The 22,230-nt window shown below is 69.9% G+C and carries 24 protein-coding genes and 3 tRNA genes; 20 read left to right on the forward strand and 7 right to left on the reverse strand.

Annotated features, from left to right (window positions below; all coding sequences use genetic code 11):
- The first annotated feature begins 267 nt into the window (after positions 1-267).
- On the forward strand, positions 268-978 hold the full coding sequence (locus AC4D16_RS13920) for a helix-turn-helix transcriptional regulator (RefSeq protein WP_490955403.1): 711 nt from the start codon (positions 268-270) through the stop codon (positions 976-978).
- A gap of 12 nt (positions 979-990) precedes the next feature.
- On the opposite strand, the gene AC4D16_RS13925 is transcribed toward AC4D16_RS13920, so the two are convergent.
- Positions 991-1,266 carry a hypothetical protein gene (locus AC4D16_RS13925; RefSeq protein WP_490949643.1) on the reverse strand — a complete coding sequence of 92 codons (276 nt, stop codon included), beginning with the start codon at positions 1,264-1,266 and terminating at the stop codon, positions 991-993.
- A gap of 161 nt (positions 1,267-1,427) precedes the next feature.
- Entirely contained in the window at positions 1,428-2,348 is a 921-nt protein-coding gene (locus AC4D16_RS13930) for an AEC family transporter (protein WP_490955404.1), read from the reverse strand.
- A 230-nt stretch (positions 2,349-2,578) separates the two neighbouring features.
- Here AC4D16_RS13930 and AC4D16_RS13935 point away from each other — a divergent pair, with 230 nt between their 5' ends.
- The 4 genes from AC4D16_RS13935 to AC4D16_RS13950 all read left to right on the forward strand — a co-directional run bounded on the left by AC4D16_RS13935 (position 2,579) and on the right by AC4D16_RS13950 (position 5,293).
- Positions 2,579-2,920 carry a thiamine-binding protein gene (locus tag AC4D16_RS13935; RefSeq protein ID WP_490949641.1) on the forward strand — a complete coding sequence of 114 codons (342 nt, stop codon included), beginning with the start codon at positions 2,579-2,581 and terminating at the stop codon, positions 2,918-2,920.
- Positions 2,921-2,945: 25 nt separating this feature from the next.
- Complete coding sequence (locus tag AC4D16_RS13940) at positions 2,946-3,485, forward strand: GNAT family N-acetyltransferase (RefSeq protein ID WP_490955405.1); 540 nt, start codon at positions 2,946-2,948, stop codon at positions 3,483-3,485.
- Positions 3,482-4,324 (forward strand): spermidine synthase, encoded by an 843-nt coding sequence (locus AC4D16_RS13945; protein WP_490955406.1) that lies wholly within the window; start codon positions 3,482-3,484, stop codon positions 4,322-4,324. Before AC4D16_RS13940 ends, AC4D16_RS13945 begins: the two co-directional genes overlap by 4 nt.
- Before the next feature lie 78 nt (positions 4,325-4,402).
- Entirely contained in the window at positions 4,403-5,293 is an 891-nt protein-coding gene (locus AC4D16_RS13950; protein ID WP_490955407.1) for a cation:proton antiporter domain-containing protein, read from the forward strand.
- A gap of 497 nt (positions 5,294-5,790) precedes the next feature.
- On the opposite strand, the gene AC4D16_RS13955 is transcribed toward AC4D16_RS13950, so the two are convergent.
- The 3 genes from AC4D16_RS13955 to AC4D16_RS13965 all read right to left on the reverse strand — a co-directional run bounded on the left by AC4D16_RS13955 (position 5,791) and on the right by AC4D16_RS13965 (position 9,381).
- Complete coding sequence (locus tag AC4D16_RS13955; RefSeq protein ID WP_490955408.1) at positions 5,791-6,309, reverse strand: GNAT family N-acetyltransferase; 519 nt, start codon at positions 6,307-6,309, stop codon at positions 5,791-5,793.
- 84 nt (positions 6,310-6,393) lie between these two features.
- Entirely contained in the window at positions 6,394-7,707 is a 1,314-nt protein-coding gene (locus tag AC4D16_RS13960; RefSeq protein ID WP_490949636.1) for a hypothetical protein, read from the reverse strand.
- Positions 7,708-7,929: 222 nt separating this feature from the next.
- Positions 7,930-9,381 (reverse strand): NCS2 family permease, encoded by a 1,452-nt coding sequence (locus AC4D16_RS13965; protein ID WP_490949635.1) that lies wholly within the window; start codon positions 9,379-9,381, stop codon positions 7,930-7,932.
- Positions 9,382-9,538: 157 nt separating this feature from the next.
- Here AC4D16_RS13965 and AC4D16_RS13970 point away from each other — a divergent pair, with 157 nt between their 5' ends.
- A complete protein-coding gene (locus tag AC4D16_RS13970; RefSeq protein WP_490949634.1) occupies positions 9,539-10,165 on the forward strand; it encodes a copper resistance CopC family protein in 627 nt (208 codons plus the stop codon).
- Positions 10,166-10,302: 137 nt separating this feature from the next.
- Here AC4D16_RS13970 and AC4D16_RS13975 read toward each other — a convergent pair whose 3' ends face one another.
- Positions 10,303-10,956, reverse strand: a complete 654-nt coding sequence (locus tag AC4D16_RS13975; protein ID WP_490949633.1) for an FAD-dependent monooxygenase — start codon at positions 10,954-10,956, stop codon at positions 10,303-10,305.
- 253 nt (positions 10,957-11,209) lie between these two features.
- Here AC4D16_RS13975 and AC4D16_RS13980 point away from each other — a divergent pair, with 253 nt between their 5' ends.
- Positions 11,210-12,241 carry a universal stress protein gene (locus tag AC4D16_RS13980; RefSeq protein ID WP_490955409.1) on the forward strand — a complete coding sequence of 344 codons (1,032 nt, stop codon included), beginning with the start codon at positions 11,210-11,212 and terminating at the stop codon, positions 12,239-12,241.
- An 8-nt stretch (positions 12,242-12,249) separates the two neighbouring features.
- Here the strand turns inward: AC4D16_RS13980 and AC4D16_RS13985 are convergent, their stop codons facing one another.
- A complete protein-coding gene (locus tag AC4D16_RS13985; protein ID WP_490949631.1) occupies positions 12,250-12,621 on the reverse strand; it encodes a metallopeptidase family protein in 372 nt (123 codons plus the stop codon).
- Positions 12,622-12,806: 185 nt separating this feature from the next.
- On the opposite strand from AC4D16_RS13985, the gene AC4D16_RS13990 reads away from it, so the two are divergent.
- From AC4D16_RS13990 to AC4D16_RS14050, 13 genes are all read left to right on the forward strand, one after another.
- Positions 12,807-12,879, forward strand: a tRNA-Glu gene (locus AC4D16_RS13990).
- Between the two features lie 88 nt (positions 12,880-12,967).
- Positions 12,968-13,041 (forward strand) — tRNA-Asp (locus tag AC4D16_RS13995).
- A 70-nt stretch (positions 13,042-13,111) separates the two neighbouring features.
- A tRNA-Phe gene (locus AC4D16_RS14000) sits at positions 13,112-13,184 on the forward strand.
- Positions 13,185-13,369: 185 nt separating this feature from the next.
- Positions 13,370-15,385 (forward strand): alpha/beta hydrolase, encoded by a 2,016-nt coding sequence (locus tag AC4D16_RS14005; protein WP_490955410.1) that lies wholly within the window; start codon positions 13,370-13,372, stop codon positions 15,383-15,385.
- A gap of 278 nt (positions 15,386-15,663) precedes the next feature.
- Entirely contained in the window at positions 15,664-16,164 is a 501-nt protein-coding gene (locus AC4D16_RS14010; RefSeq protein ID WP_490955411.1) for a hypothetical protein, read from the forward strand.
- A 144-nt stretch (positions 16,165-16,308) separates the two neighbouring features.
- Positions 16,309-16,845 (forward strand): Asp23/Gls24 family envelope stress response protein, encoded by a 537-nt coding sequence (locus AC4D16_RS14015; protein WP_490955412.1) that lies wholly within the window; start codon positions 16,309-16,311, stop codon positions 16,843-16,845.
- Positions 16,846-16,852: 7 nt separating this feature from the next.
- Complete coding sequence (locus tag AC4D16_RS14020) at positions 16,853-17,044, forward strand: DUF2273 domain-containing protein (RefSeq protein ID WP_490949627.1); 192 nt, start codon at positions 16,853-16,855, stop codon at positions 17,042-17,044.
- Positions 17,041-17,436: a hypothetical protein gene (locus AC4D16_RS14025; RefSeq protein WP_490949626.1), complete on the forward strand. Its 396-nt coding sequence runs from the start codon at positions 17,041-17,043 to the stop codon at positions 17,434-17,436. The genes AC4D16_RS14020 and AC4D16_RS14025 overlap by 4 nt, the downstream gene beginning before the upstream one ends.
- Positions 17,433-18,035: a DUF6286 domain-containing protein gene (locus AC4D16_RS14030; protein ID WP_490955413.1), complete on the forward strand. Its 603-nt coding sequence runs from the start codon at positions 17,433-17,435 to the stop codon at positions 18,033-18,035. Before AC4D16_RS14025 ends, AC4D16_RS14030 begins: the two co-directional genes overlap by 4 nt.
- Positions 18,032-18,688 carry a hypothetical protein gene (locus tag AC4D16_RS14035; RefSeq protein WP_490955414.1) on the forward strand — a complete coding sequence of 219 codons (657 nt, stop codon included), beginning with the start codon at positions 18,032-18,034 and terminating at the stop codon, positions 18,686-18,688. The genes AC4D16_RS14030 and AC4D16_RS14035 overlap by 4 nt, the downstream gene beginning before the upstream one ends.
- A 171-nt stretch (positions 18,689-18,859) precedes the next feature.
- Positions 18,860-20,206 (forward strand): ABC transporter substrate-binding protein, encoded by a 1,347-nt coding sequence (locus AC4D16_RS14040; protein ID WP_490949623.1) that lies wholly within the window; start codon positions 18,860-18,862, stop codon positions 20,204-20,206.
- A gap of 95 nt (positions 20,207-20,301) precedes the next feature.
- Complete coding sequence (locus AC4D16_RS14045) at positions 20,302-21,267, forward strand: carbohydrate ABC transporter permease (protein WP_490949622.1); 966 nt, start codon at positions 20,302-20,304, stop codon at positions 21,265-21,267.
- A 74-nt stretch (positions 21,268-21,341) separates the two neighbouring features.
- Complete coding sequence (locus tag AC4D16_RS14050; RefSeq protein WP_490950117.1) at positions 21,342-22,229, forward strand: carbohydrate ABC transporter permease; 888 nt, start codon at positions 21,342-21,344, stop codon at positions 22,227-22,229.
- Position 22,230: the final 1 nt, after the last annotated feature.

The raw sequence follows: 22,230 nt of genomic DNA on the forward strand, positions 1-22,230 counted from the left end.
GGGCCGCTCCGGGCCCGACTCCTACGCGCAACACCGTAGCGGGCGCAGGAATTCCGCGCCCGAGTATCGTCGGGGACCGCTGCCCGTCGTGGGGCCTGCGTATCACGGCCGGGCGGCTACATCTTCGCTGTCCCACCGGTCAGAATTGGGCTCAAGTATTCTGCGGCAAATGTCCGAGTGGTCAGTACACTGAACGAGTAGCCAAGGGGGGCTGCTCGTTCACGGCAAGGCGGGGGCATGAGACCAGCTGTACGAGTGCAGGACTGCGTGAAGGTTCATCTTGCGTCCCGCGACGTCCTGACGATCGCCGGCCTCAAGCAGCTCATGAAGCCCTGTTCCTTCATCACGGTGACCGGGACGAGCGCATCGGAGCAGGGCACGCTCGTCGCCCTCCGCTCCGCCGTCCCCGATGTCCTGGTCATCAGCGCCGCCGACGAGCGCGAGATCCACGCCCTGGCCCGCGCAGCCCGCTCCGTGGCCGAGAACCTCAAGATCGTCGCGCTGGCGGACGAGAAGCTCGCGCCCCTTCTCGCCGCGGGAATCCGGACCCGCCTCGAGGGCATCCTCGTGCGGGGCGGCGACCATCTGGAGGACATCGGCGCCGTCCTGCGGATCGTCCACCGCGGCGGTCGGGTGACCTCCGAGTACCACGAGGCGGTGCCGGCGTCGGCCGCCCCGCGGGTCAATCCTCGCCTGGCCGCCCGGTTGAACTCCCTGACCGGCCGCGAGACCGTCATCCTGCAGGATCTCGCGAAGGGCCGCACCAACGCGCAGATCGCCCAGCCCCTGCATGTCAGTGTGGCCACCATCAAGGCCGACCTCGCGAACATCATGCACAAGATGGGCGCAGCCGGTCGCGTGGAGCTCGCGGTGCTGGCCGCGCAGTGCGGTCTCGTGGGCGAGGGCAGCATCGCCCGCTCCGCCGGGGAGGGTGACCGCCGCTCACGCCGCCCGGACGACGTCGGTCAGTTCGCCTGACGCGGCCCGCCATCAGCGCTGCTCGCCCACCCGCTCCTCGATGGCGTCAGCGGCGTCGTCCGCCTGATGATCGACGACGAGCCTGAGGCCCGGCCCGGAGTCCCGCTCGTCGAGCTCCTCCCGTAGTTCCTCCTTGCGGGAGGAGGTCTCGGCGTCCACCTCGCCCGCCGTCGCCACCTCGTGCTCCATCTCGCGGTGCACCTTGCTGTTGAGGATCTCGACGTCGTCGGTACGCAGCCTGCGGAGATCCGCGGGGAATGGTTCGTCAGGGGTGATCCGGCTCTTCATGCTGTGTCCTTCCGCGTACCGGGACCCGCCCCGGTGACAGCGAGAATGCTAGGTCGCGACAACCGGGTGCGACAAGCAGGGTACTGAGCGCTTCGAGAACGCGGGCCGTCGCGTTCCGGGCGCCGCCGGCAGGATCAGTCCCGGCGGCGTCACGGCAGGTCTCAGGCGAGCAGGGCGGCAACGACCACGAGCGCCGGGATCGCCAGGACCGACGAGAGCAGCACGGTGTCCCTCGCCAGGGGGATCCCGCGCCCGTAACGGCTGGCGAACATGAACACGTTCTGCGCCGTGGGGAGGGCGGAGACCACCACGGCGCCGAGCAGCATGGCGCCGTCGAGCCCGAAGGCGAAACGGGCCACGAGGTAGGCCGCCACGGGCATCAGGGCGGTCTTCAGGAGAGTCGCGATCACCACCTGCAAGCGGTCCGGGCCCGCCTTGAGCGGGCGGCTCCCGGGCAGGGACATGCCGAACGAGATCAGCACCATGGGGACGGCGGCTGCGCCCACCAGCGACACCGCATCCCACACGGGGACGGGCGGCTGCACGCCGGTCGCGGCCACCAGGACGCCGAGGATCGACGCGATGATCATCGGGTTGCGGAAGGGCTGCGTCAGGACCGCCCGGACGGACGGCTTCCGGCTGGAGCTGAGGTCGAGGACCGTGAGGTAGAACGGCGCGAGCACCAGGAGCTGGACGAGGAGCACGGGCGCGATCAGCGTCGGGTCACCCAGCGCGTACACGGTGATGGGGATGCCGATGTTGTTGGCGTTGACGTAGGAGCTCGCCATGGCGCCGATCGCCGTCTCGGCGGCGGGCCGCCGGAAGAGGAAGCGGCTGATCAGCACGTAGAGCCCCGCGATCGCCAGTGAGGACAACAGGGCCACGGGAACGTAGGCGGAGAACACCGTGCCGAGATCGGCCTCGGCCAGCACGGTGAACAGCAGGGCGGGGTTCGTCACGAAGAACGCCACCTGGTTGAGGGCCTGGCCGGCCTGTGGTCCGCCGATCACGAGGCGGCCGGCGACGTAGCCGACGAGGATCACCGCGCCGACCACCGCGAACCCGCTGAGCAGACCGAGCATCCCATCTCCCTCCGCGCCCCGTTCCTCCCTCGAACCTAGCGGGTACGGGCCTGCGCGCACCTGTCGCGTCCTTCCACGCGGTCCGCCGCGGCGGGTGCTCCTTCCCGGGGGATCTGCACCCGCGCAAGGGAACATGTGCCCCGGGTCCGCCGCCCGGCGAGCCCGGCAACGGCTCCACCACCGGGTGGAACCCGCTCCCGACCGCGAACCTCCCGTGCCAGACTGGACCCATGCTCGTAGCCTTCAGCGTCGCCCCGTCCGGAACCTCCGAGATCTCACGCGAGAACCCCGAGGGGTCGGTGCACGACGCCGTGGCCGCCGCGGTCGCCGTCGTCCGTGAATCGGGACTGCCGAACCACACCGACGCCATGTTCACCACCATCGAGGGCGAGTGGGACGAGGTCATGGCCGTCGTCAAGAACGCCACCGAGGCCGTGGGCCGCTACGGCAGCCGCGTCTCGCTGGTGCTGAAGGCGGACATCCGCCCCGGCCGCACCGGCGAACTGACCGGCAAGCTGGAGCGGCTCGAGGCGGCGTTGGCCGAGCAGGAGCAGTTCGAGGGTCACTCCTGATCCACCCGGCTACTAGGCTGGAACGGTGACACAGCTTCCCTCGCCGACGCTGCGGTACCTGATCCGGCCTGCCGGCGTGGAGGATGCCGAGGTCTACGCCCGCACCCACGTGGCCGGTCTCCACGAGACGTACGAGCGCATCATGCCGCGCGAGTACCACGAGTACTACGACGCCGAACTGCCCGCGATCATCGAGCGGCGCCGCGCCGCTCTCGAGGAGTCGGAGCGTACCCCCGGGAGCGCGCAGAGCTGGCTGGCGTTCGACGACGACGGCGAGCCGGTGGCCGTCGCCACGTCAGGGCCGGGGCGCGACGACGACCGCCCTGACTTCGAGCTCCACCACATCTACACGCTGCGGTCCACGCACGGCAGCGGGCTGGGCCAGCGGTTGCTCGACACCGCGATCGACACGCGGGGCGCGTACCTCTGGATCCTCGACGGCAATCCGCGCGCCGAGCGCTTCTACGTCCGCAACGGTTTCCGCCCCGACGGCACGTCGATGCTGTGCGGCCCCACCTGGCACTACCGTCCCATGTTCCGCATGGACCGTCCGGATCAGGGGTGACGGCGCGGGGTCAGGGCCCTCGCCCGGAGATCGGTGAGTTCCCGATCGACACGGGGACCTGCGAGCTCGAACCCGATCCGTACAACCCGAACGGCTGGGTGCTGCGCATCAACGGCGTCCCCAGCTCCCACATCGACGTCGCGGACCCGCTCCGGCTCGACTTCGAGTACATGCGCTGGATCGCGTCCCTCGTCGATTCCCGCTTCCCCGCGACATCCCGCCTGAGGGCGCTGCACCTCGGCGGCGGTGCGTGTTCCCTGGCGCGCCGGTTCGCGGCCTCGCACCCGCAGGCCCGGCAGGTGGTCGTCGAACTCGACGGCCGGCTCGCGGAACTCGTGCGCGAGTGGTTCGACCTCCCGCGGGCACCGCTGCTGAGGATCCGCGTCGGCGAGGCGCGCGCCGTCACGGAGTCGCTGAGCGAGGCGAGCCGCGACCTCCTGATCCGCGACGTCTTCGCGGGTGCCGTGACGCCGCCGCCGCTGACCACGGCCGAGTTCACCCGGGTGGCCAAGCGTGTCCTCGCGCCCGACGGCGTCTACGTGGTCAACTGCGGCGACAGCCCCGACCTGAGGACGGCCAAGCGCGAGGCGGCGACCATCGCCGCGGAGTTCGCGCACATGGTGATCATCGCCGACCCCGCCATGCTCAAGGGCAGACGCTTCGGCAACGTCATCATCGCCGGGAGCGATGCCCCGCTCGGCGGTTCCCCCGGCCTCGTCCGTGAGCTGCTCGGCGGCGGCGTGCCGGCGCAGCTCTGGCAGGACGCCCGGGTCAGGGCCTTCGCCGCGGGAGCGCAGGGCCTCGCCGATCGACCCTCCGGCGTGCCACCGGCAGAGTGAACCCCGCACGGTGATCGACGCGACGCGATTCCCCGCCCGGGGTTCTCCTCCCACTGAACTTGCACGGTGGAAGTGGGCGTGCTCGGCAACATCGGTATAGCGGTCCTCGTCTCCGTGGCCGTCCTCTCGCAGCGCGTGGGGGTGGCCGCGCCGTTGCTGCTCGTGGTGGTCGGTGCGGCGGTGGCCGACTTCGCGTTCGCCGTCGTCGTCGCCGTGGTGGTCGGCTACGCGGTGGGCGTGCTCACCGGGTACGTCCGCTCGAAGCTCGGAGATCCGGTGCTGGACACCGCCCTCTCCCTCGCCGTGCCGTTCATCGCGTTCATTCCCGCCGAGGAGCTGAGCGCCTCGGCGGTACTGGCCGTCGTCGTCGCCGGGATCTACACCGGGCACCGCAGTGCCAGCCACCTCGACGCCCGGGCCCGCATCAGCGACAACGTCAACTGGCGGACCGTCCAGTTCCTGCTCGAGAACGGCGTCTTCCTGCTGATCGGGCTCGAGATCCGCGGGCTGCTGCAGAACATCGACGAGTCGCTGCTGACCGTCGGGCAGACGGTCATGATCGGGCTCCTCGCCACCCTGGTGCTGATCGCGCTGCGCTTCTTCTGGGTGTTCCCCCTCGTGCTGCTCATGCGGAAGCGGCCGAGCAGGGCTGCCCGCCGGTCGCTCCAGCTGCGCCGGGCGCTGGGGCGCCTGAAGAAGGTACCCACGCTAGACGCCCGGCAGGAGCGGCGCAAGCGTGCCCTGACTCGGATGTACGAGCGGAGGCAGGCGGACCTCGACCTCGAACGGCGTGAGGGGTTCGGCTGGAAGGGCGCCACGGTGCTCGGCTGGTCGGGGATGCGCGGCGTGGTGACCCTCGCCGCGGCGCAGTCGCTGCCGTCGTCGTTCGCGTACCGCGAGCAGCTCGTGCTGATCGCGTTCACGGTGGCGGTCACCACCCTGCTGGTGCAGGGCAGCACCCTGCCCTGACTCATCCGGGTGCTCAGGGTCGAGGGGATCGACGTCGAGTCGGACCGCGAGGAATCGGCCACCCTGTTCGACGAACTGCGGACCGAGGGGCTGCGGGTCCTCGAGGATCCGGCGCCGATTGTCGGCGAGGGCGAGGGCGTGGAGGTGGACCAGGACGTGCTGGACCGCGTGCGGACGGACACGGGGATGCGCTCCGAGTTCGAGTGGGAGAAGGCGCGCCTGCCGGAGCAGAGGCTCGTGCGCTCCCCGCACCGCCAGTACCGCGACCTCCGGCTCGCCGTCCTCGACGCCGAGCGGCAGGCGCTCCTGGCCGCTCGCGCGCGCGGCACCTACTCGTCATGTGTCCTCGCGAAGGCCCAGCGCATCCTCGACGTCGAGGAGACGCGGTTGCGTCCGCGGCGGGCCGTCCAACTGAGAACCATCGTGCCGGCGAGGCACGGGCTCGAGGACCTCGTCGGAGGAGGTGCTCCCGAAGATCATGCTCACCGAGTGGGCCATCAGGCGTCGAGGCGCCACTGGTCCAGATGTACCTTCTCTCCGCGTTGGGTGCCGAGAGACCTCCCCACCACCCTGAATCCCGCACGAGCGGCCACCCGTTCGCTCGCGGTGTTGTCGGAGATGGTCTCGAGCATCACGACGGCGAACCGCTGGGCGAACAGCCATTCGTTCAGGAGCCGCACGGCGAGAGTTGCCGTGCCACGGCCCCGACCGCGCGGGGCCAGGACGTAGAAGACCATCGGCATGGAGACGTCGAGCAGTCCCATTCCCGCGGTGCCGACCGCGACGCCGTCCACCACGACCGCATAGCGGCCGGCCAGGCGTTGCTCGTGGCGTTCGTGCGACCGGATGATCCGGCGTCGCGCGCTTGCCTCGTCGAGGTCGGAGGGGTAATAGGTCCAGCGCGGCACATCGGGTACCCGGCTGAGCTCGTACTCGAGCCGCCAGTCCTCGTCCCGGAGGGTGCGCAGCGTCAGCGGGCCTCGGCGCAACTCATCGGGCAGGGCGACGGGGAACACGGAGCTCCACTCCTCGGGATGGTCGGGCGGTGGTGCCGACAGGCTACGCCACAGCCCGCCCTGCCGCTCGTCACGGCTCACGGCTCACGGTGGGGGAGCACTGCGTTCCCGGCGCACTGACGTCTCCCGCCCCATGATTCCCGATCGCCGGACGCCCCGGATGACGGCCACCGCGAAGGCGATCCGGGCCGTCAGCAGGACCGACCAGATGTACTCCGGTTCGCCGAGTCCCAGCCCTGCCAGGACGAGCAACGCGGGGAGGGTGAACGCGCAGCTCACCAGGAACAGGGCTCTCATGCCGAACGTCGGCGCCTCGATGATCTTCATGGAGGCGAAGAGAAAGCCCGTCACGGGTTCGAGCAGCAGCTGGGCCGCGAGCAGCCCCACGAGGACGAGGCTCACCGATTCCGGGAGGATCCCCGCCACTTCGAGCAGGAGGAGCACGACGGCGCCTGCGGCCAGGAGTGCGGTGACCACGACCAGCATCCGGCGGACCAGCTCGCCTTTCAGCTCACCGGCGGCGACCGAGAGGCGGCCGCCGACCATCCCGAATTGCTTGAGGGGCAGCACCAGTGTCCTCACGAGTGCGGTGGCGGTCAGTACCGCGGCGCCGGCGTCCACGTCCTGCCACGTCGCCACGAGGCCGGCGGTGAGGAAGACCGACATCAGGATCAGTCCGTCCGCCGCTGCTGCTGCCACGGGAGGCACCTGCCTGAGGGTCGCCGACGGGGCCCGGAGGACGGTGGTGAGCGCCTCGCGCCACAGCCCATCGAGTTCCGTGTCCCAGGCACGGCGGACGGCTCGGGATCTCAGGACGAGCACCGTGGCGTCGGACGCGGCGTTGACGAGCGCCACGCAGGTGAGAGCGAGCACCGCGTTCTCAGGGACCATTCTCGTGACCACGATCGCCGAGGTGAGGGCGACACCCGCCGAGATCAGGCTGAGTTGCAGGACCTTCCCGTCGGCGTTCCTGACCTGCAGCAGGCCGGTCTGCCAGGAGGTGAAGACGGTCGCGACGAGGCTGATGATCGAGACGTACCAGTAGACGACGAACTGGACCGGGTCGATCCCGCCGAGCACCGAGGGAAGGACGACGCCGGCGGTCACCGCGACCACCGTGATCAGGCCCGCCCCGGCGAAGGCCACCGCTCCGCGCTCGATGGCTATGGCACGCGCACCGGCTCCGCCCCGGAGCTTCTTGATCGCGAAGACCGTCGTGATGTTCAGCCCGACCAGCGCCACGATCGTGAGCCCGAGGAACTGCGAGGAGAGACCGAGCGTCGCGGCGGCGGCCGGCCCGTAGGTCGCCCCGATCAGGAGCAGCAGCACGGAGGCGCGCGCACCGGGGATGAACGTGGCCAGCGCCGCGATCGAACCGAGCCGCAGGAACTGCTTCATCGTGCACTCCTCGGGGCGCCATCGTGCCTGATTCGCTTCTCCACCCAGGGACGTCGTCCCGGCCGCGAGCCGACCTGCCGTCGTCGCCCATCCCACTCTGCCGCATCGGAACGTGGGCATGTGCTCAGCTGCCCACGGAAGGAACGCCCACCGTGGGAGGGTCCGAGCCCCCCGAAGTCAGAGCCCGCGGAGTCAGAGCCCCCGGAGTGAGAGCCCGCGGACTCAGAGGCCGAGGAGTTCCTCGATGGGCCCGAGTCCGAAGAAGACGACGAACGCCGCGGCAACGGCCCACATCAACGGGTGCACCTCACGGCCACGGCCCTGGATGGCACGGATCAGGACGAAGGCGATGAACCCGGCGCCCAGGCCGTTCGCGATCGAGTAGGTGAACGGCATGAGGATGAAGGTGAGGAACGCCGGGATGGCGATGCCCCAGTCGTCGAAGTCGATGCGGCCCACCTGCGCCACCATCATGAAGCCCACCACCACGAGCGCCGGGGCCACGGCCTCGAAGGGCACGAGGCTGATGAGCGGGGTGAAGAACATCGCGAGCAGGAACAGCACGCCGGTCACCACGTTCGCGAGGCCCGTCCGGGCGCCTTCGCCGATGCCCGCACCGGACTCGACGTAGATCTGGTTGGAGGAGACGGACCCGGCTCCGCCGGCCACGGCTCCGAGCGCGTCGACCACGAGCACGCGGTTCACGCCCGGGATGTTTCCCTTCGCGTCCACGAGCTTCGCCTCGTTGGCCAGGCCCACCATGGTGCCCATCGCGTCGAAGAAGATGCTGAGCAGGATGGTGAAGGTGAGCAGCAGCGCCGCGGTCCCGCCGAGGTGCCCGAAGGCCCCGAACAGGCTCACGTTGCCGATCAGGCTGAGGTCCGGCACGCCCACCCATGCTCCGGAGGGCAGTTCGGGAACCACCAGTGACCATCCGGCGGGGTTCGGTTCCTGCCCGGGTGTGAAGCTCGGCCCCACATCGAACACGGCCTCGAGGACGACGGCGAGAGCGGTGGCGGCGAGCACGCCGATGAGGATGCCGCCGCGCACCTTGCGGACCACCAGCGCGATGGTCAGGATGAGGCCGACGACGAACACCAGCGTGGGCCAGCCGATCAGCACGCCGCCGAAACCGAGACCCACGGGCACCGTGGTGCCGGCGACGTCGGGCACACGCCGCACGAAGCCCGCGTTGACGAGCCCGATCAGCGCGATGAAGAGTCCGATCCCGACCACGATCGCCGTCTTCAGGCTCTCGGGTACCGCGTTGAACACGGCCGTTCGGAACCCGGTCAGCACCAGGACCAGCATGGTGAGGCCAGCCAGCATCACGAGGCCCATGATGTCCGGCCACGTGAGCCCGGGATTCGTGGCGACCGTGATGGCCACGAACGCGTTGACGCCGAGGCCGGTGGCCAGCGCGAACGGGTACTTGGCCCAGGCGCCCATCAGGATGGTCAGCACGCCGGCCACGAGCGCGGTGACGGCGGCTACCCGCTCGAACCCGAGCTCCGCTCCCGAGGAGTCGGCGCCCGCGAGGATGAGCGGGTTCAGCACCACGATGTAGCTCATGGCGAAGAACGTGGCGAGGCCGCCACGGATCTCCCGGGAGAACGTGGACCCCCGCTGCGTGATGTGGAAGTAGCGGTCCAGCACGGAACCGGTGGTGAGCATGGGGATCCTTGGGCGGAAGGGGCGTGGACGGTCGCAGGAATTCTATCCGGCGGCCTGTGACGAACGTGTTTCGCCCCCTCGTCGGCCGGAGGTGCTGCACGGGCTGTCGAAGCCGCCGGTCCAGCGGGCCCTCAGGGTCTCCGCGTAGGCTAGTCGTATGGCTGCCCTCCCGTCCCCGCCCGCACAGCGTCCCGAGCCCGCGGAGGCCGGTCGCCGTCGTCGCCCGGCCCTGGCCCCCCTCGTCACCGCCGCCCTGCTCGCGCTCGCGGTGTTGATCGGTGGGAGCGCCCCGGCCAGCGCGCACGACGAGCTGACGGGCACCACCCCGGCCGAGGGTGCCTCCGTGGCCGTGCTGCCTCCCAGCCTGGAACTGAACTTCTCGAACGTTCCCTCGGGCCTCGGCGCCCAGGTGCAGGTGGTGGACGAGTCGGGTACCGACTGGGCTGATGGGGCCGTGCAGATCGTGGACCGCACCGCCACCCAGGCCCTCCGCGCCGGTGCGCCGGCAGGGGAGTACACGGTGAATTGGCGCGTGGTCAGCTCGGATTCCCACCCGATCGAGGGTTCGTTCGTGTTCACCGCGCAGCAGGGCTCGACGACGGTGCCCGACGCCGCCGGTACCGCGGCTCCCGTGGAGACACAGGAGGACCAGGCGGGCGAGATCCAGACGGCGGGAGTGAGCGATTTCCCGTGGAGCATCGTGCTCATGATCGCCGCGCTGGTGGCGATCGCCGTCGCACTCGCGGTCACCGCGCGGAAGCGGTTGGGCGCCGGTCGGCAGTAGCCCGGAACGCCCTTACAAGGAGCGCGCAACGCCCCTGGCAGGAGCTCGCACAGGGCAGCTCCTGCGCTACAGGGCCGGTTCGGGACGCGATCAGGCGAGTGCGGTGTGGAGCCTCGACGGCCGTCAGGCCCGCAGGATCAGGCGCGCAGCGGGGAGATCGCCGCGAGCGGCGGGGTGAGCCGGTTGAGGGCGGAGGGTCCCTGCGCCACGATGGCGTCGCTGACCAGCTTGGCCTGCCGGACGATCTCCCGCGTGGTGGGTGTGAGCATCTCGCCCACGCCCACGAGGTGGAGCCCGATGGAGCGGAGCGCCGCCTTGAGGTCACGGCCGATCGCGATGCCCATCGATCTCAGGAACTTCCGCAGTTCGTTCTGCGGGTACTTCGTGAGGACCACGTGATCGGCGAGGAGCACGCCGTCGGCCGTCTGGACCGCCCACTTCTTGCGGCCCACCGGGGTGGTGAGGAGTTTCGGGTGTCCGATGATGCTGAGGTGCTCTGCCACGGTGGTCTGGCGGACGTCGAGCTGGTGGGCCGCGGCGTATCCGCGGAGCAGGCGCATGAGCTCCGTGCGTTCCGTGAGGGAGATGGTGTCCGTCATGACGGTGCGCATGGCGCCGGAGTCGGCGCATTCGAGGCTCTCCACGACGATCGAGTCGATCCCGCGGCGGCTGAGCTCACTCGCGACGGCGAGGCCGGAGAGCCCTGAACCGATCACCACGGTGCTCGTGGACTCGGCGGCCTGGGGCATCGCGGACGCTGACCGGGCCGGGTCGAGCGGCAGGGAATTCACCAAAGAACCTCCACGAAGCATTGGTTCCGTACGGCCCGGCGCCTCTTCCGGGCCGTACGGACTCTTGGCTGCGAACGGGTCAGCCAAGAGCACTACGCGCGGGGTTCGTCCCGGAATTCGGGAGACCCCCGCAACGGGTCACTGAAGACTATAGAACTTCGAGGGTGGTGGATAGACCGATCCGGACCTCGTGCGCTACAAAGGGTGGACCCGCTGCGGCACGTGGTGGGAGTGGGGCCGAGGGAGGTCTGCCGTGGGCAGTGAACACGCACGAGGGTCATCGCCGGAGTCCCGGCCGGCGCCGGTTCCGCACGGCGTCGTCGTCGGCGTCGACGGTTCGGACCAGAGCACCTGCGCCCTGCTGTGGGCGGCTCAGGAGGCGGCGCGTCGCCGGGCTCCGCTGTACGTCGTGACCGCCTACACGGTGCCGGTCTTCGCTGCCTCCAGCATGGACGCCGGGTATGCGACGGTGGACGACGACGTGATCCGCGAGAGCGCGCAGACCGTCCTCGCCGAGTCCGTCCAGCACCTCGACGGCATGGACCTCGAGGTCCACACGCGCATCGAGGCCGGTGACGCCGCGGGCGTGCTGCTGGACCTCTCGGAGGACGCGGAACTCATGGTGGTCGGGTCCCGCGGCCGCGGAGGCTTCGTGGGAAGGCTCCTGGGGTCCGTGAGCAGTGCGCTCCCCGCTCATTCCACGTGCCCGACGGCGGTCATCCCCGTGTGCACGGGGGCGCGGCTCGGGCGGCCGGACCTCGGGCAGAAGTCCGCGAAGGCCGGGAGGGGCCGCATTGCGCCTCCCGCCACAATGGAGGACGTGGTGGTGGTGGGCGTCGACGGTTCCGAGCAGGCGCGGATGGCCTCGCTCGTCGCCGCCGAGGAGGCGCGCGCCCGTGACCGGAGCCTCCGTGTGGTCTGCTCGGTGGCTCCCTTCAACGGTTCGCTGGCCTGGGTGCCGGCACCCGTGGACCGCGAGGCCCTGCATGCCGACCTCGCCGTCCAGCTCGCCGCCGGCCGTGACTGGCTGCAGAGCCACTACCCCGACGTCGAGATCACCGTGGAGCTCAAGGACGGCCCTCCCGCTGAGGTGCTGATCGCCGCGTCCGCGACGTCCGAGCTGCTCGTCCTCGGGACGCGCGGCAGGGGAGGGTTCGCGGGCATGCTCATGGGGTCCACCAGCCAGGGGGTGCTGCATCACGCGCGAGGCCCGGTGCTGGTGGTCCCGGACCGCCCGGACGCGCGCCTGGAGGACCGCAAGCGTTTCGGCCCGATGGTGCGCTGAGCGCTCGGTCAGCCCCACCCGAGTTCGTGGAGGCGCTCGTCGTCGATCCCGAAGTGGTGGGCGATCTCGTGGACCACCGTCACCAGGATCTCCTCCACGAGGTCGTCGCGCGAGTCGCAGAGCCGCATGAGGGGGCCGCGGAAGATGCTGATGCGGTCGGGGAGGGAGCCGGCCTCCCACCAGGAATCGCGTTCGGTCAGCGGGGTGCCCTCGTAGAGTCCGAGGAGTTCGGTGTCCGCGGGTTCGCCGGGCGCCGGTTCGTACTCCTCAACCACGAAGATCGCCACGTTGTCCATGGCCTGGGCGAGATCGTCGGGTATGCGGTCGATCGCGTCGTCGACGGCTTCCTCGAACTCTTCCCGGCTGATCTCGAACGGCACGCCCTGATCGTACCGACCCGCGCCGCACCCGCCGGTCAGGCCGATCAGGCGCGAGGCAGGGTCCGGGAAGCAGATTTTGTGGATCGGGAAGCGAGCCCCTATAGTTTTACAGGTCCACGACGGGGAGAGACCCACCGGAAGAGCACGTGTCCGGGGAGTCGCAGGAACCCCTCCCGTGGGTCCGGGCCCCCATCGTTTAGCGGCCTAGGACACCGCCCTTTCACGGCGGCAGCACGGGTTCGAATCCCGTTGGGGGTACGCAGGTCATCGCCTCTAGGGGCGGTCGGTCGACCGGACAAGTGCTGGTAGGCTGAAAAGCCTGCACACGTGAAAATGCAGTTCGCAAGGCCCTGTAGCGCAGTTGGTTAGCGCGCCGCCCTGTCACGGCGGAGGTCGCGGGTTCAAGTCCCGTCAGGGTCGCTCAGGCGGCCGGAATCCTCGAGGAAACCGGCTCGGCTGGAGACGGTGATCATCACTACGATGGTCGCAAGGCTCTGTAGCTCAGTTGGTAGAGCGTTCGACTGAAAATCGAGAGGTCACCGGATCGACGCCGGTCGGAGCCACGTCGAGAAACCCGCACTTCCCCCAGGGAAGGCGGGTTTTTTCGTGTCCCCGAAAGCCTCTCTCGGCGGGGACCTGGGCGTGCTGCGCCTCCCCGTCGGCTCGCGGCAGCTTCTCCTCGCAATCTGGGAACGTTCCCAGTAGGTTCGTGAACGTCCCTGTTCAACGAAGAAGTTGGAGCACGCGCATGCCGCAGTACCCCTCCCCGTTCCTCCGCCGGCTGGTCGCGTCCCTCGCGGTGACCGCCGTCGTCCTCAGCCCCGCGCTCCCTGCCGCGGGCGCCCCCGCGCCCGGAAGCCCGACCACCGTGAGCCCGATCGCGCCGGCCGCGGAGGGTGCCGCATCGGTGAACCTCGATCTCTCCGGTACCTGGAAGTTCGTGGCCGGAGATGCCCTCGAGTACGCGGACCCGGCCTTCGACGACGCCGCCTGGACCTCCCTGCAGGTCCCGCAGACCGACGGCGCCCCCCAGTTCGCCGACTACGACGGCTTCGGCTGGTACCGCCTCACCTTCGACCTCCCGGCCGGTGCGGACGGCCAGAACCTCGTGGCCTCCCTAGGGTTCCTCGACGACGTCGACGAGGCCTTCCTGAACGGTGTGAAGATCGGCGGCTCGGGATCCATGCCGCCGAACGCGCAGAGCCAGTGGTTCGAGCAGCGGCTCTACCCGGTGCCCGCCGACGCGCCCGTCTTCGGCGGCACGAACACGCTCGCCGTCCGGGTCTACGACATGTCCGGCGGAGGTGGCTGGTACCAGGGCCCCGTGGGGATCTTCTCGAAGGACGCCGTGCGCGAGGAGGTCTACGGCATCGCCGGAGCGCCCGCGGACACGGCGACCACCGCCTGGGTCACGGACCTGCTCGAGCAGCAGGCCGATGCGCTCGCCCGCGGCGACGTGGACGCCTACCTCGAGACCCTCGCCGGCGGCTACTTCCACGACGGCCGCGACCTCGAGCGGCGTGAGCGTGAACTGCGCGACTGGGTCGCCGCGTCCGGGACGCTCCGGCTCGACGACGCCGGTGTGGAGGTCATCGCGTCCGAGGACGGGCGCCTGCTCGTCGACACGAACCGCACCATCTCCGGCACGAAGGACGGCGTCCCGTTCGACTTCCAGCCCCGCACGCAGGAGTTCCTGACCATCGACGCCGCCACGCGGACCGAGAGCGGCAACCTCTCGCGGTTCTTCCGGGACGCCGTCGAGTCCGACCTCGAGGGCGCACGGCGCGAGTACGTGACGTACCTGCCGCCGTCCTACCTCGAGGAACCGAACCGCGAGTACCCCGTGGTGTACCTGCTCCACGGCGTGAACGGCGGCAGCCGTGAGTGGGAGCCGCGTGACTTCGGCGCCACCCTCGACGCGCTGTACACCTCCGGCGGGCTCGAGGAGTCGATCGTGATCATGCCCGACGGCGAATCACTCTGGTACGTGGACAACGAGGGCGGCACGCCCTGGCGCAGCATGTTCATCGACGAGCTGATCCCGCAGGTCGACGCCGAGTACCGGACCATCGCGGACCGTGAGTTCCGCGGCCTCTCGGGCGTGTCCATGGGCGGCTTCGGCGCGTATTCGATCGGTCTGGCGCATCCGGAGCTCTTCTCGTCCCTCGCCTCCCACATGGGCGCGCTGAACCTCGCGCCGGCCGTGGTCGGCGTGACCTCACCCGGCGGACCCGCGGGGCAGTCGCTCTCCCCGCTCGCCGACGTCGCCGCGAGGACCACGGAGCAGCTCTCGCAGTACGACTTCTTCTACGACGCCTGCGAGGAGGACGACTTCCGCTTCGACAACGCCGTCCGCTCGCTCGACGGCCTGCTGACGGCCAAGGGCGTCCCGTACACCTCGGCGATCTACCCCACCGGACGTCACAACGACGAGTGCTGGGTGCCGCGCGTGGCGGACTCCTTCGGCCTGCACTCGCACCACGTGCGTGAGGTCCTCGAGGCCGACACCACCGCTCCGACGGTGGCGCTCTCGCTCGATCAGGCCTCGCGCACCGTGAGCCTCTCGGCCACCGACGCGTCCGGCCTCGCGCGCCTCGAGTACTCCCTCCGCGCGAAGGGCCCGTTCACGGAGTACATGGAGCCCATCGCCCTCGGCAAGGGAGCCGCGACGGTGTACGTGCGCGCGGTCGACGCCGCTGGTAACGCCGGCGCCGTCACCGAGGAGAAGTTCCTGCCGCCGAAGGCGAAGGGCGGCAAGCGCTGACCACGGGCCCTGCTGGGAGGAAGGTGCACGGGCGCCCTCCTCCCAGCGAACTCCGGGGTGGTTCGCCTACCATCACAGAGGGCCGTCACGGCGCTCCTGCTGTTGCCTCTGGGAACCATCGAGGAGAGTAGTGGGGGTTCCGCGCGTTGTACCCCTGGTGCCGCACCGCGCGCCTGGAGAACCCGCACCATCCGAGAACGCACCGAGAACGCACCACCGCGAACGTACCGAGCACGCAGGGGCACGTGCCGTGCGCTCACCGAGTCGAGAGGGCACCCGTGAGACTGCTGTATCCCGCCGTCGGGCTCTGCGTCCTCTCGTTGGCCCTGACCGGATGCAGCACCGGTGGGTCCGCACCCACCGAGACCATGCTCTCCATGCCGGCCAGCCCGTCTCCCCCCACGGAGCCCCAGGCGCCGACCCCGGACCCGCAGGCGGGTGACGCCTCGGGAACCGGCCCCGACGGCGGCGCGCGGCCGGATGCCGTTCCCGCCACGGCGTCACCGCACTGCGTGATCGTGGCCGGCGGGGTGACCACCGCGATGCTGGCGCCCCTCACCCTCCGGTCCGAGAGCGATCCGAAGGAGCTCGTGGCACTCCGGCAGCAGATCCTCGACCTCCGCGGGAAGGTGCCTGCCGACCTGCAGGACGACTTCGAGGTCATGGCGGAGTCCGTCGAGGCACCTCCGCGCGGTTCGGGTACGTTCGACGAACGGTCCTTCCGGGACGCGATGGTCCCCGTGCAGGACTGGCTCGCGCAGCACTGCGCCCACTCCTGAGGACACCGGTGCGTCGGCCGCCCGAGGCCGCTGCCCGACGTCGATGAGTAGCCCGCCGCAGGACGTCGGTGCGTCGGCCGCAGAAGGCCGCGCCGGTGCGTGCGCAGTGGCTTAGGCTGGGCTCACGCGAAAGGGGACCGTCCGATGATCGATCAACCGAGTGCACCGCCGCCGCTGACCGGCGTCGCGCCTGCCGGGAGGACCGTGATCGGCGATCCGGCGGCGGCGAAGATCGCAGCCATCGCCGCACGAGCCGTTCCCGGTGTGTACACCCTCGGGGCGGGGAGCGGCAGAGCGCTCGGGGCCATCCGTGACGCCGTCGGAGCCTCCGATCTCTCGCACGGCGTGAAGGTGGAGGTGGGCCAGACCCAGCTCGCCGTGGACATCAGCCTGATCGCCGAGTACGGGTACCCGCTGAACGTCCTTGCGGACACCGTCCGCGCGGCGGTGTACGACGCCCTGACCGATCTCGTGGGGCTGGAGGTCATCGAGATCAACGTGGAGGTGCTCGACGTCCACTTGCCGCAGCCCACGACGTCGGACGCGCGCGCCGAATCACCCGCCGACTCACGCGCGGGTTCGAGGTCAGGGGCGCGATCGGACTCCGGGTCGTTCCCCCAGCGATCGGTGGAGCCGAGCGCCCGGCCCACCGGAGCCACCCCCGTCACGATCGTCGAGTGAGGACACCATGACTCCCACCACCCTCGGCATGCTGACCGGGGCGGTCCTCGCCTTCGCCGCGCTGATCTTCGGCTTCTGGGGCTTCCTGCTGACCCTCGTCCTGGTGCTCTGCGGCGCCGTCGTGGGGCGTGTCGTGGAGGGCAAGCTCGACGTCCGCGGCGTACTCGACGCCCTGTCCGGCCGACGCTCGTCGTCGTGACGGCGGAGCCCTCCCTAGCCGACGCGCCGTCGGCACGCCCGCGGACGGCGGCGGGGCACAACCGCATCACGGGCCAGGCCCTCACCAGCACGGCCAGGGCCGTGGCGGGCGAGGTGCTCGGCGTCGAGCCCTCACAGGTGCGGGTCACGCTCTCCGACGACCGCGGTCTGCTCGCCCTCCTGCTCGCGCTGCCCCTGTCCGTGCCTCCGCTGACCCGCGTGCTGGAGGATCCGGCCGTGGTCGGAATCTTCGGCGGCCCCCTCCGGGAGCGCGCCGAAGCCGCTCGTTCGCCCATCCGCGAGCGTGTGCAGCAGCTCACCGGGGCCCACGTGAGCCGCGTGGACATCCGCGTGGTCGGGACCACCGTGACGAGAGGCGCGAGGGTCCGGTGAGCGTCCCGCCCGCCGACCGCGCGACGGCGCCGCACATCGCGCGGCTCGTGCGCCGCGAACTGCACTCCTCACGCGCCGTTACCTCCGTCGTCACGGCCGCACTGCTTGTGCTCGCCTGCCTCGTCCTTCTGTTCGAGGTGCTCCTCGAGGCAGCGCGGGACGAACCGTTCCTGCTCGACCTCGACGCCGCGGCGGCCTGGCTCGGGGCCCTGCCCGGTGGCGTGCCCCCCTCGCTGCTCGGGGCGGGGTCCGCGCTTCTCCTCGTCCTGGGCGCACTGCTCCTGATGCTGGCCCTGCTGCCCGGCAGACGGGCGCGCTACACCATCCCGGACGGGCGGGCCGCCGTCGTCGTGGATGCCGAGGTGGTGGCGTCCTCCCTGGCGCGCCGCGCCCGGCTCGCCGCCGGCGTCACGCCGGAGCAGGTCCTCGTGACCGTCGCGAGGTCCTCGGTCTCCGTACGGATCAGGCCCACCTCGGGTATCCCGGTGGACGCCGAAGCCGTGCGGCTCGCGGTCGCCGACGATCTCGAGCGCGCGTCCGTCAGCCCGCAGCCACGCATCTCCGTGCAGGTCAGCGAGTCAGGGGTGATCGGCCAGTGAACACCACGCCGCGTCTGCTGAACAGGCTCGTGCTCGCCGTCGTCGGGCTCCTCTGCCTGGCCGCCGGAGCGGCAGGGATAGCCCTGCTCGTGCTCCCCGGTGCCGCCTCGTGGTGGGGAGACGCCGCGCCGCGGGTGGGGGAGACCCTGCAGGGCGTCCGCGTGGACACGACGGCCGCGGGGCAGCCGGACACCTGGTTGTGGATCGCTCTCGCGGCCGGGCTCGTGCTGCTGATCGTGCTCCTCGTCCTCTGGGTCCTCGCGCAGGGCAGGGGCCGCGCCGGAGTGTTCCTGACCGGGGCGGACGGCCCTACGGGGCGCGGCACTGCCGGCAGCAGCGGCTCTGAGGGCACTGAGGGCACTGCCGGCACGGTCACCATTTCCGCCGCCGCGGCGGAGCAGGTCCTCAGGGCAGCGCTGCTGGAGCGGCCGGATCTCGTGGGGGCGTCCGTGAGCACGTGGTTCGTGCGCGGCGTACCGGGGCTCCGCGTGCGGGTGCAGCCGCGCAAGGGCACGCCACCCTACGAGGTGGCGGCGGAGGTCTCGCGGCTGGTGGAGGCGCTGGACGCCGTCATGGGTACATGCGTGCCCGTGCTGATCAGCATCCGGACCGGAAGCCGTGTGCGGTGGTCGAGGGCAGAGCGCGTCGTCTGAGGTGTGAGCCGGGTCACGGTTCCGTATCGATCCCGGGATATCCACAAGATCGCTGGATGTAAGCGCTTACTGTTGCGGAACCGAATCAGTGAGGCGGCACACGACCGGTAGGGCGGCAGCGACGCCATGAACCCTCGAACGGTGTACCGCACGACAAAGGAGTCTGTTTCAATGGCGAACATTCGCTCACGGAAGTTTGTGCTGCCGGTTGCGGCACTCAGCGTTTCCCTCCTCGCCCTCGCCGGGTGCGGTTCCGAAGGATCCGACGGCGCCGGCGCAACCGACGCAGACTGCGCCGACTACGAGTCCTACGGGACCTTCGACGGCGCCGAGGTCAGCGTCTACTCCACGATCGTGGACCTCGAGGCGGAGCGCCTCGAGGAGTCCTGGGCCGACTTCAGTGAGTGCACCGGCATCGAGGTCGCCTACGAGGGCTCGAAGGAGTTCGAGACCCAGATCGGTGTCCGTGCCCAGGGCGGCACCGCACCCGACCTCGCGATCTTCCCTCAGCCCGGTCTCCTGGCCGACCAGGCACCGAACCTCAAGCCGGCGCCCCAGGCCGTCTCCGATCTGGTGGACGAGAACTGGTCCGCGGACTGGAAGACCTACGGCACCGTGGACGGCACGTTCTACGCGGCGCCGATGCTCGCGAGCGTCAAGGGCTACGTCTGGTACGTCCCGGCTACCTTCGAGGAGAAGGGCTGGGAGGTCCCCACCACTTGGGACGAGATGCAGGAGCTCACCGAGAAGATCGCCGGCGAGGATGAGGAGATGAAGGCCTGGTGCGCCGGCTTCGAGTCCGGTGAGGCGACCGGCTGGCCCGGGACCGACTGGGTCGAGGACGCAGTGCTCCGTGAGCACGGCCCCGAGGTCTACGACCAGTGGGTCACGCACGAGATCCCGTTCAACGACCCCAGGATCGTCGACTCGTTCGACCGCGTGGGCGAGATCCTGAAGAGCGACGACTACGTCAACGGCGGTTTCGGTGACGTCCGGTCCATCCTCTCCACGGCGTTCGCCGAGGCGGGTCAGCCCGTACTCGACGGCTCCTGCGCCATGCACCATCAGGCCTCCTTCCAGGCCGCCAACTGGCCCGAGGAGACCGTGGTCGCGGAGGACGGCGACGTGTGGGCCTTCATCACGCCGCCGATCGATGCCTCGCAGGGCACCGCGATCACCGGCGGCGGCGAGCTCATCGGAGCCTACGCCGACCGTCCCGAGGTCCAGGCACTCCAGACCTACCTCGCCAGCGCGGAGTTCGCCAACACCCGCGTGGCCCTGGGCGGGGCGATCAGTGCCAACACGGGCCTGGATCCCGAGAACGCGCAGTCGGAACTCGACCGTCAGTCCATCGAGCTGCTGCAGGACCCGAATACGGTGTTCCGCTTCGACGGCTCGGACCTCATGCCCGGCGCCGTCGGTGCCAACTCCTTCTGGAGCGGCATCGTGAACTGGATCAACGGCTCCTCCACGGAGGAAGTCACGCAGACCGTCGAGGACAGCTGGCCCTCCTCCTGATCGGGTAGCGGGACGGGTGGCACGCCAACTCCGGTCGGCGTGCCACCCGTCCGCACCTGCTTCCCCTCGACACCCGCACCCCAGGAGGCCCGGCCGTGGAAGACATTGCAGAAAAAGGTATTCAGGTGGTCATCGGGCTCGCGGTCTTCGCCGCGATCATCGGACTGATCATGCTCGTGGTGGATCGTGCGCCGAAGTCCGGCAGAGAGAAGATCCAGGTGGCGGCGTTCCTCGCGCCGGCACTGATCCTCCTGGCGGTCGGGCTCGTGTTCCCGGCGCTCCAGACGTCCTACCTCTCCCTCACGGATCGCAACGGCGACTTCGTGGGGCTCGACAACTTCGTATGGATGTTCACGCAGGCCGAGGCTCTCGTGACCCTGCGGAACACGGTGATCTGGGTGGTCCTCGTGCCCCTCCTGGCGTCGTCGATCGGTCTCGCGTACGCGGTGTTCATCGACCGCGCGCGCGGCGAGAAGGCCCTGAAGGCCCTCGTGTTCATGCCCATGGCCATCTCGTTCGTGGGAGCCGGCGTGATCTGGCGCTTCGTCTACGCGTACAAGGGCCCGGAGCAGGATCAGATCGGACTGCTCAACCAGGTCCTCGTCTGGTTCGGCCAGGAGCCCAAGCAGTTCCTGCTCGATGCCCCGGAGAACACCCTGTTCCTCATCGCGGTCATGATCTGGATCCAGACGGGCTTCGCCATGGTGGTGCTCTCGGCCGCGATCAAGGGCATCCCGACCGAGATCGTCGAAGCGGCACGGCTCGACGGCGCCAGCGCGTGGCAGCAGTTCCGCAACGTCACCATCCCCACCATCCGTGGCTCGCTGATCGTCGTGGTTACCACCATCACGATCGGCACGCTCAAGGTCTTCGACATCGTCCGGACCATGACCGCCGGTCAGTACGAGACCTCCGTGGTGGCCAACGAGATGTACACCCAGGCGTTCAGGGCGGGTGAGCCCGGTAGGGGCGCTGCGCTGGCGCTGGTCCTGTTCCTCCTGGTGCTGCCCGTGGTCGTGTACAATGCGCGGCTGCTCCGCAAGCAGAAGGAGATCCGATGAGTACGGTGCCCCTCGAGAACAAGGAGCCGCTCCTGCCCGAGGTCGTCGAGGAGACACCGCAGGAACGCCCCACGATGCAGAAGCGCGTGAAGCAGCGCCTCACCTCGCGCCGCGCGACCGCTGCCGCCGTGATCATCGCGATCATCTGGACGGTGCCCACGTTCGGCCTGCTGATCTCCTCCTTCCGCCCGGAGGACAACATCAAGGGCAACGGGTGGTGGAACGTCCTCACCGACCGCCAGTTCACGCTCGAGAACTACGCCGACGTGCTGAGCCCCGGCGGGAGCCAGTCGCCCAACCTGCTCTCCTACTTCGTGAACTCGCTGGCGATCGTCATCCCCGGCACCATCTTCACGCTGGTGCTCGGGGCCATGGCCGCCTACATGTTCGCCTGGGGGAGGTTCCGGGGCAAGGACGGCCTGTTCATCTTCGTCTTCGCCCTGCAGATCGTGCCCCTCCAGATGGCCCTGATCCCCCTGCTGCAGCTGTTCACGCAGGTGCTCACGATCGGCGACTTCCAGCTCCTGCCGTCCGGCACGTACGCGCAGCTCTGGGTGGCGCACACCATCTTCGGCCTGCCGCTGGCCATCTTCCTGCTCCACAACTTCATCGCGGAGATCCCCGGCGAGGTCATCGAGGCGGCTCGGGTGGACGGTGCCGGTCACAGCACCATCTTCTGGCGCATCATCATCCCCCTGGCCACACCGGCGCTGGCCTCCTTCGGCATCTTCCAGTTCCTGTGGCTCTGGAACGACCTCCTGGTGGCGCTCGTGTTCTCGGGCGGAGGCGCCGACGTCGCGCCCATCACCCAGCGCCTCGCCGAGATCCAGGGCTCACGCGGTGGCGAGTGGCAGCGGCTCACGGCGGGGGCCTTCGTGTCCATCATCGTGCCGCTGGCCGTCTTCTTCGGCCTGCAGCGCTACTTCGTCCGGGGCCTGCTCGCCGGAGGCCTGAAGGGTTGAG

The organism is Arthrobacter sp. TJ-236 (assembly GCF_058269235.1).

Excerpts from the sequence above, each read along its gene's own strand:
- AC4D16_RS14050 (WP_490950117.1), top strand. The coding sequence starts at position 21,342 with ATGCAGAAGCGCGTGAAGCAGCGCCTCACCTCGCGCCGCGCGACCGCT.
- AC4D16_RS13970 (WP_490949634.1), top strand. The coding sequence starts at position 9,539 with ATGGCTGCCCTCCCGTCCCCGCCCGCACAGCGTCCCGAGCCCGCGGAG.
- AC4D16_RS13960 (WP_490949636.1), bottom strand. The coding sequence starts at position 7,707 with ATGAAGCAGTTCCTGCGGCTCGGTTCGATCGCGGCGCTGGCCACGTTC.
- AC4D16_RS13965 (WP_490949635.1), bottom strand. The coding sequence starts at position 9,381 with ATGCTCACCACCGGTTCCGTGCTGGACCGCTACTTCCACATCACGCAG.
- AC4D16_RS13930 (WP_490955404.1), bottom strand. The coding sequence starts at position 2,348 with ATGCTCGGTCTGCTCAGCGGGTTCGCGGTGGTCGGCGCGGTGATCCTC.
- AC4D16_RS14005 (WP_490955410.1), top strand. The coding sequence starts at position 13,370 with ATGCCGCAGTACCCCTCCCCGTTCCTCCGCCGGCTGGTCGCGTCCCTC.
- AC4D16_RS14040 (WP_490949623.1), top strand. The coding sequence starts at position 18,860 with ATGGCGAACATTCGCTCACGGAAGTTTGTGCTGCCGGTTGCGGCACTC.
- AC4D16_RS13935 (WP_490949641.1), top strand. The coding sequence starts at position 2,579 with ATGCTCGTAGCCTTCAGCGTCGCCCCGTCCGGAACCTCCGAGATCTCA.
- AC4D16_RS13925 (WP_490949643.1), bottom strand. The coding sequence starts at position 1,266 with ATGAAGAGCCGGATCACCCCTGACGAACCATTCCCCGCGGATCTCCGC.
- AC4D16_RS14020 (WP_490949627.1), top strand. The coding sequence starts at position 16,853 with ATGACTCCCACCACCCTCGGCATGCTGACCGGGGCGGTCCTCGCCTTC.
- AC4D16_RS14015 (WP_490955412.1), top strand. The coding sequence starts at position 16,309 with ATGATCGATCAACCGAGTGCACCGCCGCCGCTGACCGGCGTCGCGCCT.